The 13,938-nt window shown below is 70.0% G+C and carries 14 protein-coding genes; 8 read left to right on the top strand and 6 right to left on the bottom strand.

Annotated features, from left to right (window positions below):
* Nucleotides 1-37: 37 nt before the first annotated feature.
* Entirely contained in the window at nucleotides 38-520 is a 483-nt protein-coding gene (locus tag AB0I10_RS17110) for an ATP-binding protein (RefSeq protein WP_363153262.1), read from the bottom strand.
* A gap of 320 nt (nucleotides 521-840) precedes the next feature.
* Here AB0I10_RS17110 and AB0I10_RS17105 point away from each other — a divergent pair, with 320 nt between their 5' ends.
* The 4 genes from AB0I10_RS17105 (at nucleotide 841) to AB0I10_RS17090 (ending at nucleotide 4,590) form a co-directional block, all read left to right on the top strand.
* Nucleotides 841-1,704 carry a helix-turn-helix transcriptional regulator gene (locus AB0I10_RS17105; RefSeq protein WP_363153261.1) on the top strand — a complete coding sequence of 288 codons (864 nt, stop codon included), beginning with the start codon at nucleotides 841-843 and terminating at the stop codon, nucleotides 1,702-1,704.
* Nucleotides 1,705-1,768: 64 nt separating this feature from the next.
* Nucleotides 1,769-3,226 carry an aldehyde dehydrogenase family protein gene (locus tag AB0I10_RS17100; RefSeq protein WP_363153260.1) on the top strand — a complete coding sequence of 486 codons (1,458 nt, stop codon included), beginning with the start codon at nucleotides 1,769-1,771 and terminating at the stop codon, nucleotides 3,224-3,226.
* Nucleotides 3,227-3,343: 117 nt separating this feature from the next.
* Complete coding sequence (locus AB0I10_RS17095; RefSeq protein ID WP_363153259.1) at nucleotides 3,344-3,883, top strand: DinB family protein; 540 nt, start codon at nucleotides 3,344-3,346, stop codon at nucleotides 3,881-3,883.
* 65 nt (nucleotides 3,884-3,948) lie between these two features.
* Complete coding sequence (locus AB0I10_RS17090) at nucleotides 3,949-4,590, top strand: PadR family transcriptional regulator (RefSeq protein ID WP_363153258.1); 642 nt, start codon at nucleotides 3,949-3,951, stop codon at nucleotides 4,588-4,590.
* Nucleotides 4,591-4,644: 54 nt separating this feature from the next.
* Here the strand turns inward: AB0I10_RS17090 and AB0I10_RS17085 are convergent, their stop codons facing one another.
* The 3 genes from AB0I10_RS17085 to leuE form a co-directional block, all read right to left on the bottom strand.
* Nucleotides 4,645-6,060, bottom strand: coding sequence for a glutamate decarboxylase (locus tag AB0I10_RS17085; protein ID WP_363153257.1), 1,416 nt, complete (start codon nucleotides 6,058-6,060; stop codon nucleotides 4,645-4,647).
* Complete coding sequence (gene wrbA, locus AB0I10_RS17080) at nucleotides 6,060-6,701, bottom strand: NAD(P)H:quinone oxidoreductase (RefSeq protein WP_363153256.1); 642 nt, start codon at nucleotides 6,699-6,701, stop codon at nucleotides 6,060-6,062. The genes AB0I10_RS17085 and wrbA overlap by 1 nt, the downstream gene beginning before the upstream one ends.
* Before the next feature lie 154 nt (nucleotides 6,702-6,855).
* Complete coding sequence (gene leuE, locus AB0I10_RS17075; protein ID WP_363153255.1) at nucleotides 6,856-7,530, bottom strand: leucine efflux protein LeuE; 675 nt, start codon at nucleotides 7,528-7,530, stop codon at nucleotides 6,856-6,858.
* 114 nt (nucleotides 7,531-7,644) lie between these two features.
* Between leuE and AB0I10_RS17070 the strand changes: the two genes are divergently transcribed.
* Nucleotides 7,645-8,403, top strand: coding sequence for a MerR family transcriptional regulator (locus AB0I10_RS17070; protein ID WP_363153254.1), 759 nt, complete (start codon nucleotides 7,645-7,647; stop codon nucleotides 8,401-8,403).
* Nucleotides 8,404-8,430: 27 nt separating this feature from the next.
* Here the strand turns inward: AB0I10_RS17070 and AB0I10_RS17065 are convergent, their stop codons facing one another.
* On the bottom strand, nucleotides 8,431-8,799 hold the full coding sequence (locus AB0I10_RS17065) for a YbjQ family protein (RefSeq protein ID WP_363153253.1): 369 nt from the start codon (nucleotides 8,797-8,799) through the stop codon (nucleotides 8,431-8,433).
* 231 nt (nucleotides 8,800-9,030) lie between these two features.
* On the opposite strand from AB0I10_RS17065, the gene AB0I10_RS17060 reads away from it, so the two are divergent.
* Together AB0I10_RS17060 and AB0I10_RS17055 are read left to right on the top strand one after the other, a co-directional pair.
* On the top strand, nucleotides 9,031-9,750 hold the full coding sequence (locus AB0I10_RS17060) for a VTT domain-containing protein (RefSeq protein ID WP_363153252.1): 720 nt from the start codon (nucleotides 9,031-9,033) through the stop codon (nucleotides 9,748-9,750).
* A gap of 183 nt (nucleotides 9,751-9,933) precedes the next feature.
* On the top strand, nucleotides 9,934-11,640 hold the full coding sequence (locus AB0I10_RS17055; RefSeq protein ID WP_363153251.1) for a threonine/serine exporter family protein: 1,707 nt from the start codon (nucleotides 9,934-9,936) through the stop codon (nucleotides 11,638-11,640).
* 124 nt (nucleotides 11,641-11,764) lie between these two features.
* Here the strand turns inward: AB0I10_RS17055 and AB0I10_RS17050 are convergent, their stop codons facing one another.
* Nucleotides 11,765-12,259 carry an inorganic diphosphatase gene (locus AB0I10_RS17050; RefSeq protein ID WP_108151010.1) on the bottom strand — a complete coding sequence of 165 codons (495 nt, stop codon included), beginning with the start codon at nucleotides 12,257-12,259 and terminating at the stop codon, nucleotides 11,765-11,767.
* An 86-nt stretch (nucleotides 12,260-12,345) separates the two neighbouring features.
* Here AB0I10_RS17050 and dacB point away from each other — a divergent pair, with 86 nt between their 5' ends.
* Nucleotides 12,346-13,920 (top strand): D-alanyl-D-alanine carboxypeptidase/D-alanyl-D-alanine-endopeptidase, encoded by a 1,575-nt coding sequence (gene dacB / locus AB0I10_RS17045; protein ID WP_363153250.1) that lies wholly within the window; start codon nucleotides 12,346-12,348, stop codon nucleotides 13,918-13,920.
* Nucleotides 13,921-13,938: the final 18 nt, after the last annotated feature.

The raw sequence follows: 13,938 nt of genomic DNA, 5'->3' as shown, positions 1-13,938 counted from the left end.
CGACAGGCCCTCAGGCTCTGACCAGGGCGTATGAGTGCTACGGCAGGCGGAAGAGCGCCCAGACGATCTTGCCGGGCGAGGCGCCGGCCATCGGGTGCCAGCCCCAGCTGTCGCTGAAGGAGTCCACGAGGTACAGCCCGCGGCCCGATTCGTCGGCCGAGTCGGCCTCCCCGGCGACCGGCGAGGCGTCACTGGGGTCTCGTACGGCACAGACCAGCCGGGAGGACCAGCGCATCAGATGCAGCCGGGCGGGCGGGGTGCCGTCGGTGAGTTCCGGGGCGGCGAGGACCGCGTGCCGCAGGGCGTTGGTGACCAGTTCGGAGACCACCAGGGCGACCCCGTCGAAGAGTTCGTCCAGGTCCCAGCCCTGCAGGGTGTCGCGGGTGAACTTCCGCGCGCCGCTGACCGATTCGTACCGGGGCGGCAGGGTGCACGACACGGATCCGGAGACGCTCACGGGGTCGACGGGCGGAAGGCCCTGCCATAAGGGCTCGATCATGGTCAAAACCCTGGTCCCCATGCGAGGCACTCCTGGCGTTCGCGGACGTCATGATCCTGACCGGATGGACGGATCTGGCGGATCTGGCGGATCTTTCACGAGCGTGCATGCGTGCGAAGCCCATGGTTCCCAATGCGTACGCCAGATGCAAGGGCAGATGCACGTGCACGCGCCTTGAATGGGTAAGGCCGTACCGGTTCCGTCGTAATTCTTCCTGCGTATTCTTGTGGAGGGCTTGGGAGGACCTCACATATCAGTAACCGGATGAGCACTCAACGAAGCATGAACGTGGCAGACTGCGGCGCACAGTTGGGCGGGGTGGGCCACGGGAGGGTCTGAAGGTGTCCGCAAGTGAGACGAGCGGGTCGGTGGTTCGGCGGATCCTGCTGGGGTCGCAGCTCCGTCGGCTGCGCGAATCCCGTGGGATAACCCGCGAGGCGGCCGGCTACTCGATCCGTGCATCCGAATCGAAGATCAGCCGCATGGAGTTGGGCAGGGTGAGCTTCAAGGCACGTGATGTCGAGGATCTCCTCACGCTGTACGGCGTGCACGACGAGCGGGAGCGCGAGGCGCTGCTCGCACTGGCCCGGGAGGCCAATATCGCGGGCTGGTGGCACAGTTACGGCGATGTACTTCCCGGCTGGTTCCAGACATATGTGGGTCTGGAAGGAGCCGCTTCTCTCATCCGCGCGTACGAAGTGCAGTTCGTGCACGGGCTGTTGCAGACCGTGGAGTACGCCCGCGCCGTCGTCGCCAGGGGCATGCCCGGTGCGCCGGAGGCCGAGATCGAGCGCCGGGTGGCGCTGCGCCAGGAGCGGCAGAAGCTGCTGATAGCCGAGCGCGCCCCGCAGCTGCACTGTGTGCTCGACGAGGCCGCGCTGCGCCGTCCGTACGGCGACCGGTCCGTGATGCGCGGCCAGTTGCAGCATCTGATCGACATCTCCGAGCGACCCAATGTCCAACTCCAGGTCATGCCCTTCAACTTCGGTGGTCACGCGGGCGAGAGCGGCTCCTTCACGATGCTGCGCTTCCCCGAGTCAGATCTCTCCGACCTCGTCTACCTGGAGCAGCTCACCAGTGCCCTGTACGTCGACAAGCCGGAGGAAGTCGGGCAGTACGAGCGGGCGATGACGCGGCTGCAGGAGGACAGTCCGAACCCTGCGCAGAGCAGGGATCTCTTGCGGGGTCTACTCCAACTCACCTGACTGCCCGGTAGGATGACGGCCGATCAGCCCCCCGCAGAGCACAGCCGCACAGAGTAGGGATGCCATGTCCTTCTTCGCAGACCTGGCCTACCAGTTCATCGACGGTGAGTGGCGGGCCGGCAGCGGCTCGTGGGACATCATCGACTTCAACCCCTACGACCAGGAGAAGCTGGCGTCGATCACGGTCGCCGGCGTGGACCAGGTCGACGAGGCGTACCGCGCCGCCGAACGGGCACAGCGCGAGTGGGCGGAGACCAACCCCTATGCCCGGCGGCGGGTCATCGAACAGCTGCTGCGGCTCATCGAGGAGCGCGAGGAAGAGATCATCGAGGCGCTCGTCCTCGAACTGGGCGGCACCCGCGTCAAGGCCGCCTACGAGGTCCACCTCGCCAAGGAGTTCGTCCGCGAGGCGATAGGGCTCGCGCTGCGGCCGCAGGGCAGCATCCTGCCCTCGCCCGTGGACGGCAAGGAAAACCGTGTCTACCGCCGGCCGGTCGGCGTCGTCGCGGTGATCAGCCCCTTCAACTTCCCGTTCCTGATCTCGATGAAGTCGGTGGCGCCCGCGCTGGCCCTCGGCAACGCCGTGGTGATCAAGCCCAACCAGAACACCCCGATCGCCGGCGGCGGACTGGTCGCCAAGCTGTTCCAGGACGCGGGGCTGCCCGACGGCCTGGTCAATGTGCTGGTCACCGATATCGCGGAGATCGGCGATGCGCTCATCGAGCACCGGGTGCCCCAGGTGATCTCGTTCGCCGGCTCGGACAAGGTCGGCCGCCATGTCGCCTCGGTCAGCGCCGGCCACTTCAAGCGCGTCATCCTCGAACTCAGCGGCAACAGCGCGCTGATCGTGCTGGACGACGCCGATATCGACTACGCCGTGGACGCCGCCGTCTTCAGCCGGTTCATCTACCAGGGCCAGGTCTGCATGGCGGCGAACCGGGTGCTGGTCGACCGCAAGGTGGAGGCCGAGTTCACCGAGAAGTTCGTGGCCAGGGTGGCGGCGCTGCGCACCGGCGACCCGCGCGATCCGCAGACCCAGATCGGCCCGCTGATCAACGGCTTCCAGGCGGACGCGCTGACCGCGCTGGTCGACCGGGCGGTCGCCGAGGGGGCGACGGCGCTGCTGCGCGGCCGTACCGAGGGCAATCTGGTGGAGCCGAGCGTGCTGGCCGGGCTGCCCGCCGACTCCGGCCTGCACACCCAGGAGATCTTCGGCCCGGTGGTGCTGCTGGTGCCGTTCGACGGCGAGGACGAGGCCGTAAGGATCGCCAATGACTCCCCGTACGGGCTGAGCGGCGCGGTGCACACCGCCAATGTGGAGCGCGGCGCGCAGATCGCCCGGCGGATCGACACCGGCATGATCCACATCAATGACGGCACCGTGCACGACGAGCCGCTGGTCGCCTTCGGCGGGGAGAAGTGCTCCGGGATCGGCCGGCTCAACGGCGAGGCCACGGTCGAGGCCTTCACGACGCAGAAGTGGGTCTCCATCCAGCACGGGCGGTCCCGGTTCCCCTTCTGATCCGATCGCCTGCGGGTTGCGGACAGAAGCTGACCGCAAGGGCTCGTAGCTTGAGTGGTGTCGGAAGGCGGACGGCGAGGAGCCGGCCGTTCACGGATGTCACGAGAGGCGGCCCCCATGGTCATGCACGTACACGCAGAGGCCCACGGCGACGAGCGCGGCGCGCTGCTCGCTTTCCTGGACGAGCAGCGCGGAGGCATCCGCCGGACGCTGCTCGGCCTGACCGACGAGCAGGCCGCGACCCGGCCCAGCGCCAGTGAACTCTCGCTCTCCGGGCTGCTCAAGCACGTCGCGGAGACCGAGCAGGGCTGGCTGTCGCGGGCCCGGCAGGTGGCCCCCGACACCCAGCGCTCCGAAGAGGACTGGGGCGACAGCTTCCAGATGGTCGGCGACGAGACCGTCGAGTCGACCCTCGCCTACTGGGACAAGGTCGCCCGGCAGACCGAGGACTTCATCCGGTCCGTGCCCAGCCTGAACGACACCTTCCCGCTGCCCGACCAGCCGTGGTTCCCGGACGATGAGGCGGTGTCGATGCGCTGGCTGATGCTCCGCCTGACCACAGAGATGGCCCGGCACGCCGGCCACGCCGACATCATCCGTGAGTCCCTGGACGGCAAGACCGCCTTTGCGCTGGTGGACGAGGCGCGGGAGGGGTAGCGCGGCCTAGGCTGACGGCATCGGGCGCAGAGGTGCGCCGGGGTGTATGAGGGGTTGAGGAGACGATGTCGGCGATCCGGCTGCTGGTATTGGGCGCCGTGCGGCAGCACGGGCGGGCGCACGGCTATCAGGTGCGCAACGACCTGGAGTACTGGGGCGCGCACGAGTGGTCCAATGCCAAGCCGGGCTCGATCTACCACGCGCTCAAGCAGATGGCCAAGCAAGGGCTGCTGCGCGCCCATGACATCGCGCCCAGCACCGCCGGAGGCCCGCCGCGTACCGAGTACGAGCTGACCGAGGCGGGCGAGGCGGAGTTCTTCACGCTGCTGCGCGCGGCGCTCTCCCAGCACGACCAGAAGGCCGATGTGCTGAGCGCGGGCATCGGCTTCGTCCTCGACCTGCCGCGCGCCGAGGCGGTGGCGCTGCTCAAGGAGCGGGTGCGGGCGCTGGAGGAGTGGCGGAGCACCGTCACCGAGTACTACACGCCCGAGGAAGGGCCCGGACAGCTCGGCCATATCGGCGAGATCATGAACCTGTGGGTGCACTCCGCGGACAGCGGTGCGGCGTGGACGCGGGGGCTGATCGAGCGGATCGAGGGCGGGGCATATGTCTTCGCGGGCGAGGGGGAGCGGTTCGTGGGGGTGCTGCCGGACGGGGTGGAGAACCCGTATGCGGTGAAGGACGCGCACCCTGAGGACGACCGTTAGCGAGGCCGGGATCGGGCGGTTGTTCCACCTCGGACGCGGGCGGTGGGCGAGTGCTCAATGGTGGAAGGCGGTCGCCACACCCTCCGGCCGCTCCAACGGGCCCGGCTGAGCGCGGAGTTCGGGCAGTAGCTGTTCCAGGTCCGCCATGAACAGGTCGGCGAGGTCGTGGGAGAAGCCGTTGCGGCAGACCACCCGCAGGACGGAGAGGTCTTCGCGGTGCGGCGGGAAGGTGTATGCGGGGACCAGCCAGCCGCGTTCCTTCAGCCGCCGGGACACGTCGAAGACGTCGAAGGCCGTGACGTCGTCGGCGGTGGTGAAGGCGAAGACCGGCAGCTGGTCGCCGCGGGTGAGCAGCCTGAAGTCGCCCAGTGAGCCGATCCGTTCGGCCATCGAGCGGGCCACATCCCGGGTCGCCTGCTGTACGGCGCGGAAGCCGGCTCGGCCGAGCCGCAGGAAGGTGTAGTACTGGGCGGCGACCTGGGCGCCCGGCCGGGAGAAGTTGAGCGCGAAGGTCGGCATGTCGCCGCCCAGGTAGTTGACGCGGAAGACCAGCTCCTCGGGCAGTGCCTGCTGATCGCGCCACAGCGCCCAGCCGACGCCCGGGTAGACCAGGCCGTATTTGTGGCCCGAGGTGTTGATGGAGGCGACCCGCGGCAGCCGGAAGTCCCACACCAGGTCCCGGTCGACGAACGGTGCGACCATGGCGCCGGACGCGCCGTCCACATGGACCGGGATGTTCCGGCCGGTGCGCTCCTGGAGGTCGTCCAGTGCCGCGCAGATCTCGGCCACCGGTTCGTACGACCCGTCGAAGGTCGAGCCGAGGATCGCCACGACGCCGATGGTGTTCTCGTCGCAGAGCGCGACGGCGGACGCCGCGTCGAGGTGGTAGCGGTCGCCCTCCAGGGGGACCTGGCGCGCTTCGACCTCCCAGAAGTTGCAGAACTTCTCCCAGCAGACCTGGACGTTGGCGCCCATGACGAGGTTGGGCCGGGCGCCGCCCTGATAGCGGTCCCGGTTCTGCTGCATCCAACGTCGTTTGAGGGCCATCCCGGCGAGCATGCAGGCCTCGCTGGACCCGGTCGTCGAGCAGCCGACGGCCGCTGCCGGGTCGGGTGCGTGCCACAGGTCGGCGAGCATCGCCACGCAGCGTTTCTCCAGCTCCGCGGTGCGCGGGTACTCGTCCTTGTCGATCATGTTCTTGTCCCGGCAGTCGGCCATCAGGACGCCGGCCTGCGGCTCCATCCACGTGGTGACGAAGGTCGCCAGATTCAGCCGGGAGTTGCCGTCGAGCATCAGCTCGTCGTGCACGAACTGATAGGCCGTGTGCGGGGCGATCGGTTCGTCGGGCAGCCGGTGCCGCGGGGGCGCGGTGGCCATGCCGGCGACCGGATCGGCCTCGCCGTAGAAGGGATTGACCGGGTGGACGGTGCCCTGCCGGTCGCGGTCGGATGCGCCTTTGTGGAGGGTCATCAGCTGTGGCTACCTGTCAACTGTTGCTGTGCGAGGCCGAATGTGAGGGCTTTGGTGAATCTCACGACGCGTTCTGCCTGGATCCGGGCGGCGGTGCGCGCATCGTCGTCGACTGGGATATCCGGGCCGCCGACGTGGGAGGTGCCGTAGGGATTGCCGTCGGTGTACTTCGCCGGGTCGGTGTAGCCGGGCGCGATGAGGATGCCGCCGAAGTGGTGGATGGTCTGGTAGAGCGCGAGCAGAGTGGACTCCTGGCCGCCGTGCCTGGTGGCGCTCGCGGTGAAGCCGCTGTAGACCTTGTCGGCCAGTCTGCCGTGGTGCCAGAGCCCGCCCAGGGTGTCGAGGAACTGCTTGAGCTGGGAGGAGACATTGCCGAAGCGGGTGGGGGAACCGAAGATCACCGCGTCCGCCCAGAGCATGTCCTCGTGGGTGGCCTCCAGGATGTCGGCGGTGGCGGCGGCGTTCGCGGCCCAGGCGGGGTTGGCGTCGACGGCGGCCTGCGGAGCGAGTTCGCCGGTCCTGCGCAGTCGTACGTCGGCGCCCGCGTGCTCGGCGGCGTCCGCGATCAGCCGGGCGAGCTCGGCGACGGTGCCGGTCGAGGAGTAGTAGATGACGGCGACATGCACGTCGTGCGTCGGCATGGACGTACCTCCTGAATCCCGACAATAAGGGCGCAGGGGGTGCGGGGCCTCCGCAGTTCGCCCGGTGGAATGCGCCCGCCGGAAGACCAACGGGCGGGCGGCCGCCCTGAAGGACCGCCACCCGCCCGTCAGCGGACCGCCGCAGCGGCCGCGCTCAGCTCGTGCCGGCCAGCGACAGCTTCGCCGCGAAGCCGAGGAACGCCGCCCCGGCCCCCGCCGACAGGCCGGCCGTCAGCCTCCTGCGGCGGCGGAAGGTCGCCGCCAGGAACGTCCCGCTGAAGATCAGGATCGTCAGATACGTGAAGCTGAAGAGCTGCGCCCAGGCGCCCAGCGTCAGGAACGACAGCACCGGGTGGGCGTAGGACGGGTCGACGAACTGCACGAAGAAGGAGATGAAGAACAAGATCGCCTTCGGGTTGAGCAGGCTGACCACCAGCGCCCTGCGGTACGGCCGTTCGGCGGCCGCCTTCGGTGCCGCGGTCGGGGCCGCGTCCCCTTCGGCGCCCTCGGTTCGGCGCGTCACCCGGCCGCGCCACAGCGACCAGGCGCCGCGCAGCATCCCGACCGCCAGCCAGGTCAGATAGCCCGCGCCGGCGAACTTCACGATCGCGAAGAGCACCGGGCTGGCCTGCAGCAGCGAGGCCACCCCGCCCGCCGACAGCGTCATCAGCACCGCGTCGCCGCACAGCACGCCGGCCGCCGCCCGGTACGCCACCCGCGGGCCGCGCCGGGCCGCCACCGAGACGACGTACAGCGAGTTCGGCCCCGGCAGCAGGATGATCAGTGCGAGGCCGGCCAGATACGTAGAAAGATCCGTTATCCCCAGCATGGGCCGAAGGATGTCACCCCGGATCGTCCGCCTCCCGCGGATTTCAGAATCCGGACTTGCACCTCACGTGGCGTGAGGACACATCGTGGAGTGCATACCGAGAAGGGAGCGGAAGTGAGCTATTCCGTAGGGCAGGTGGCCGGGTTCGCCAAGATCACCGTACGGACCCTGCACCACTACGACGAGATCGGGCTGCTGCTGCCCAGCGAGCGCAATCACGCGGGGCACCGGCGCTACGGCGAGGCCGATCTGGACCGGCTGCAGCAGATCCTGTTCTACCGGGAGCTCGGCTTTCCGCTCGACGAGGTGGCGGCCCTCCTGGACGACCCGGATGTGGACCCGCAGGAGCATCTGCGGCGCCAGCACGACCTGCTGAGCGCGCGGATCGGCAAGCTCCAGGAGATGGCCGCCGCCGTCGAACACGCAATGGAGGCACGCAGGATGAACGTACGGCTCACACCGGAGGAGAAGTTCGAGGTCTTCGGGGATTACGATCCCGACGACCACGCGGCGGAGGTCGAGGAGCGCTGGGGCAGCACCGACGCCTACAAGGAGTCGCAGCGCAGGACGGCCGGTTACACCAAGGACGACTGGAAGCGGCTGATGGCGGAGCTCGACGCCGTCCACCGCAGCATGGCGGATCTGCTGGCACGGGGCGTCGCGGCGGACTCCGAGGCGGCGATGGATGTCGCGGAGGAGCACCGGCAGTTCATCCGGCGCGCCTACTACGACTGCACGCACGAGATCCACACCTGCCTCGGCGGGATGTATGTCGAGGACGAGCGGTTCACCGCCATGTACGAGGCGATCAGGCAGGGGCTCGCCGTCTATATGCGTGACGCGATCCTGGCGAATGCCGCGCGGCATCAGTGAGCGCAGGTATCCATCGGCTCTTGCGGATCAGCTCTTCGGGGCGATGACGACGGCCGTCCCGTAGGCACACACCTCGGTGCCGACCTCGGCCGCTTCCGTGACATCGAAGCGGAACATCAGCACTGCGTTCGCACCACGTGTGCGGGCCTGTTCCACCAGCCGTTCCATCGCCTGGTTGCGGGTCTCGACGAGGGTCTTGGTCAGGCCCCTCAGCTCGCCGCCGATCATCGACTTCAGGCCGGCGCCGATCTGGCTGCCGAGGTGCCGCGAGCGCACCGTCAGGCCGAAGACCTCGCCGATGACCCGGTCCACGTGAAAACCCGGGACGTCGTTCGTCGTCACCACCATGACGTCGGACTGTGACTGCTGCCCGCCGCCGTAATCCTCGATGCCCATGCGCGCACCTCCTTATGGCCAGCATCACCTGGGTCGGCGGGCGCGGCCAGCGGTCGGGGGCGATCGAGGAACGGGGCGGGGGAGCGGCGGGGAGTGGCGGGGAGCGGGCGGCTGGAACCAAGGCACCCCACCCTGCGTTGATAGCTTTGGGCCGCACACCGCGCCTGCATCCCCGTCGCTTCCCCGCTGCACCGCACGATCCGGCGCCCTCGACCCAGGAGCCTTCACCACGTGAATACTCTCGCGCTCGGCCCCCAGTGGCTGGACCCGGACTATCTGATCGCGACATTCGGCCTGATCGGCGTCCTCGTCATCGTCTTCGCGGAGTCCGGCCTGCTGATCGGCTTCTTCCTGCCGGGCGACTCGCTCCTGTTCACCACCGGCCTGCTGGTGACGACGAACAAGCTGGACAAGCCGCTGTGGCTGGTGTGCTCTCTGGTCGTGCTGGCCGCGGTCCTCGGTGACCAGGCGGGCTATCTCTTCGGCCGCAAGGTCGGCCCCTCGCTCTTCAAGCGCCCCGACTCCCGGCTCTTCAAGCAGGAGAACGTCGAGAAGGCGCATGAGTTCTTCGAGAAGTACGGCCCGAAGTCGCTGATCCTGGCCCGCTTCGTGCCGATCGTGCGGACGTTCACGCCCATCGTCGCGGGCGTGAGCCGGATGAACTACCGCTCGTTCATCACCTTCAACATCATCGGCGGCACGTTGTGGGGCGCCGGTGTCACACTGCTCGGCGCCTCGCTGGGCAATGTCGCGTTCGTCCACAAGAACATCGAGGCCATGCTGGTCGCGATCGTGCTGATCTCCGTGGTGCCGATCGCCGTCGAGTACCTCCGGGCGCGCAGCAAGGCCAAGAAGCAGGCCGTGGCGGAGCCCGGCCCGGTGGCCGGCGGGATCGCGGACCGGCCGCAGGGCGGCGCGGACGGCCGCCGCGGCAGGCACGCCAAGCGCTGACGCTCCGCCGGCGGCCGCCGCGTGCGTTGCCGGGTGCGGTGACGGGCCTGCGGACCTCGTTCTCCCGCCCGTCCCCTCCCGTGGCCGGGTGTGTGGGGCCCAAGGAAGCGCGGCGACACCTCATCAGGCATGGTGTCCCTGACAGTCGGCAGGAGGCACAGGGCCTACGAGGAGCGAAGAGACGTGGCGTCGGACCCACAGCGCGGTACAGGCGGCAACGGCGACCCGGCCGGCGCCCCGGAGGACCGCAAACCGCAGTCGGACGAGGCACACAGCGCCTTCACTCCGCCGCTGGGCGTGCCGTACCCCCCGCTTCCCGAGGACGAGCACCCGACCTCCGAGTTCGCGCTGCCGGAGGGCCTGCGTCCGGAAGCGCCGCCCGAGCAGGAGGGCTCGGCGTTCACGCCGCCCGGCAGCACGACCGGCCAGACGCCGCTGCCCGGAGGCGCCGGGCAGGCCTTCACCCCGCCGCACGGCATCCCCGTCATCAGCCTCACCAAGGAAGCCCCTTGGCAGGACCGGATGCGCACCATGCTGCGGATGCCGGTGCACGAGCGGCCGACGCCCCAGCGGATCGAGCACCCCGAAGAGGCCGGCCCCGCCGTGCCCCGTGTGCTCGACCTGACACTGCGTATCGGCGAGATCCTGCTCGCCGGCGGTGAGGGCGCCGAGGACGTCGAGGCCGCGATGTTCGGTGTCGCGCACGCCTACGGGCTGGAGCGGGTCGAGCCGACCGTCACCTTCACGCTGCTGTCGATCTCGTACCAGCCCTCGCTGGTGGATGACCCGCTCACGGCCAGCAGGACGGTACGGCGCCGCGGTGTCGACTACAACCGGCTGTCCGCGGTCTTCCGGCTCGTCGACGACATCACCTCCGAGGGCATCACCCTCGAAGAGGCCTACCGCGGCCTCGCCGAGATCCGCCGTAACCGGCACCCCTACCCGAGCTGGGCGCTGACGATGGCCTCCGGGCTGCTCTCCGGCAGCGCGTCGATGCTGGTCGGCGGCGGGCTGCTGGTGTTCCTGGCGGCCGCGGCGGGCTCGATGCTCGGCGACCGGCTGGCCTGGCTGGCGTCCGGGCGCGGGCTGCCGGAGTTCTACCAGTTCGTGGTCGCGGCGATGCCGCCGGCCGCGATGGGCGTCGCCTTCGGCCTGGTGCACGCCCCTGTGCAGGCGTCCGCGGTGATCACCGGTGGGCTGTTCGCACTGATCCCGGGGCGGGCGCTGGTCGCGGGCGTTCACGACGGCCTGACCGGCTACTACATCACCGCCTCCGCCCGTCTGCTGGAGGTCGGCTACCTCATCGTCGGCATCGTCGTCGGCGTGCTCACCGTGCTCTACGTCGGGCTGCAGCTGAACCCCGGCCTCAAGACGATCAAGCCGCAGACGGCGCTGGCGCAGTACAACGAGCCGCTGGTGCAGATCGGCGCGTCCCTGCTGCTGGCAGTGGCGTTCTGCGTACTGCTCCAGCAGGAACGTCACACCGTGCTGGTCGCGACCCTGAACGGCGGGGTCGCCTGGGTCGTCTACGGCGCCCTGGCCAATGTCGCCCGCCTCGACCCGGTGCCGGCCACCGCCATCGCGGCCGGCCTCGTCGGCCTCTTCGGCCAGCTGCTCTCCCGCTACCGCTATGCCTCCGCGCTGCCGTACGTCACCGCGGCCATCGGCCCGCTGCTGCCCGGTAGTGCCACGTACTTCGGGCTGCTCCACTTCGCCCAGGGCAATCTGCTCGACGGCTTCGCGTCGCTGATCAAGGCCGTTTCGCTGGCGCTGGCCATCGCCGTCGGGGTCAACCTCGGCAGCGAGGTGGCCCGGCTGTTCCTGCGCGCGCCGGCCATGGGAGAGGCGGGCGCGGGCCGCCGGGCCGCCAAGCGGACCCGCGGGTTCTAGCCAGGGCCTGCCCGATGGCCGCTGTCCCTCTCCGGCAGCGATACGCGAACGGGCGGCACCCCCCCAAGTGGGTGCCGCCCGTTCGCGTACGAAAATCACAGTGCGTCGGTGCGTCAGAGCACCGTCAGTGCGCGCCGCCCTGCGCCTCAAGGCGCTTGTACGAGGCCTCGATCTCGGCCTCGGCCTCGGTGCGGCCGACCCAGTTGGCGCCCTCGACGGACTTGCCGGGCTCCAGGTCCTTGTAGACCTCGAAGAAGTGCTGGATCTCCAGGCGGTCGAACTCCGACACGTGGTGGATGTCCCGGAGGTGCTCCACACGCGGGTCGGACGCCGGGACACACAGCAGCTTGTCGTCGCCGCCGGCCTCGTCCGTCATCCGGAACATGCCGATGGCGCGGCACTTGATGAGGCAGCCGGGGAAGGTCGGCTCATCCAGGATGACCAGGGCGTCCAGCGGGTCGCCGTCCTCGCCCAGGGTGTTCTCGACAAAGCCGTAGTCGGCCGGGTAGCTGGTCGAGGTGAAGAGTCGACGGTCCAGGCGGATCCGACCGGTCTCGTGGTCCACCTCGTACTTGTTCCGCGAACCCTTCGGGATCTCGATGGTGACGTCGAACTCCACGGGTGGCTCCTCCATGATCAACACATACGTCTGGTGATTAAGTGTCCCCCACGCAGGTGTGTGGTGGCGAAAGGGGCTGGTCCGAGGTGCCGGAGACCAGAACATGGCAGGTCAGATGGCAGTCGGCGCAGCGGTACGCGCGGCAGGCGGGGCATACCGCGCGAGCGGCGTCGGACGCCGCGCGCGAGACGTGGCGGTCCGCACCCCGCCATACGCGGCAGACCTGGCGGCTGACAGCGGTGTCCGCCGCCACCGGCCTGGCGGTCGCGGTCGTCGCGGTGGCGGCGTCCGGGCCGTGGGACTCCGGTCAGCGTACGGCCGAGCGGGCGCGAGCGGCCGCCGGAGTCGGCACAGGTGGCGAGCATCACGGCCGGGTGCGCGCCCCCGGCTCCGCCGACGGGTCCGGCGCGCCGCCCGTACTGCCCGCGCTCGGCGGGCCCGCACACGGCGCCGTCGGCCGGGGCACGGCTCCCGTGCCTACGGGCGCGGGGCTGGCCGACGCGCTCGCGCCGTTGCTCAAGGATCCGGCGCTCGGCTCGCTGCGCGCCGCCTCCGTCCTGGACGTCGCCACGGGACGCGAGGTCTTCGGCTCCCGGCCGGGCGTGGCCACCACCCCCGCCTCCACGGTCAAGCTCGCCACCGCCGTCGCCGCGCTCGCCGAACTCGGCGCCGACCACCGCATCGACACCACCGTCGTGAGCGGCGCGAAGGACCGCGTCGTCCTGGTCGGCGGCGGCGACCCGACGCTCACCGCCCGCGCGCCCAAGGGCGGCACCGAGGAACAGCCCGCGAATCTGCGCACCCTTGCCGACGACACCGCCCGCGCCCTCAAGAAGCACAAGACCACCGAGATCACCCTTGGCTACGACACCTCGGCGTACTCGGGACCCGTCCTGCACCCCATCGGCCCCAACGAGAACATCGCCCCCGTCACCGCCCTGATGGCCGACGAGGCCCGCCTGGACGACAGCGAACACGGCACCGCGCCCCGCGAAGCCGATCCGGCCCTGGCCGCCGCCCGTGCGTTCGCCGATCTGCTGCACCGGCGCGGCATCACCGTCCACGTCGACACCCGTCCCGCGAAGGCCCCCAAGGAGGCCGACCGGCTCGCCGCCGTCCACTCCCTCCCGCTCTCCGCCCTCGTGGAGCGGATGCTCACCTACTCCGACAACGACATCGCCGAGGCACTGGCCCGCCAGACCGCCATCGCCGTCGGCGAGCCGGTCAGCTTCGCGGGCGCCGGCAAGGCCGTACGCACCGCGCTGGAGCGCCAACACCTCCCCCTCTCGGGCGCCGTCTTCGCGGACGGCAGCGGCCTGGACCGCGCCGACAGGGTCTCCGCCGGCCTGCTCTCCCACCTCCTGCTGCGAGCCTCCGCACCCGGCCACCCCGCCCTGCGCTCCGTGGTCACCGGCCTCCCGGTGGCCGCCTTCACCGGCACCCTCAGCAACCGCTACGCGGGCCAGACGGCGGGCGCCGGCGCCGTACGCGCCAAGACGGGCACCCTCACCGGCGTGAACACCCTGGCCGGCACGGTCGTGGACGCCGACGGCCGCCTCCTGGTCTTCGCCTTCATGACCAGCGGCACGACGGACGCCCAGGGAGCGCAGGAGGCGCTCGACAAGCTTGCGTCGGCCGTGGCGAATTGCGGTTGCCGGTAGTCGCCGTTTCGGCTGCGG

The organism is Streptomyces sp. NPDC050636 (genome assembly GCF_040654775.1).
In the GTDB taxonomy this organism is placed as follows: Bacteria; Actinomycetota; Actinomycetes; order Streptomycetales; family Streptomycetaceae; genus Streptomyces.
This window is presented reverse-complemented; position numbering and strand designations above follow the sequence as displayed.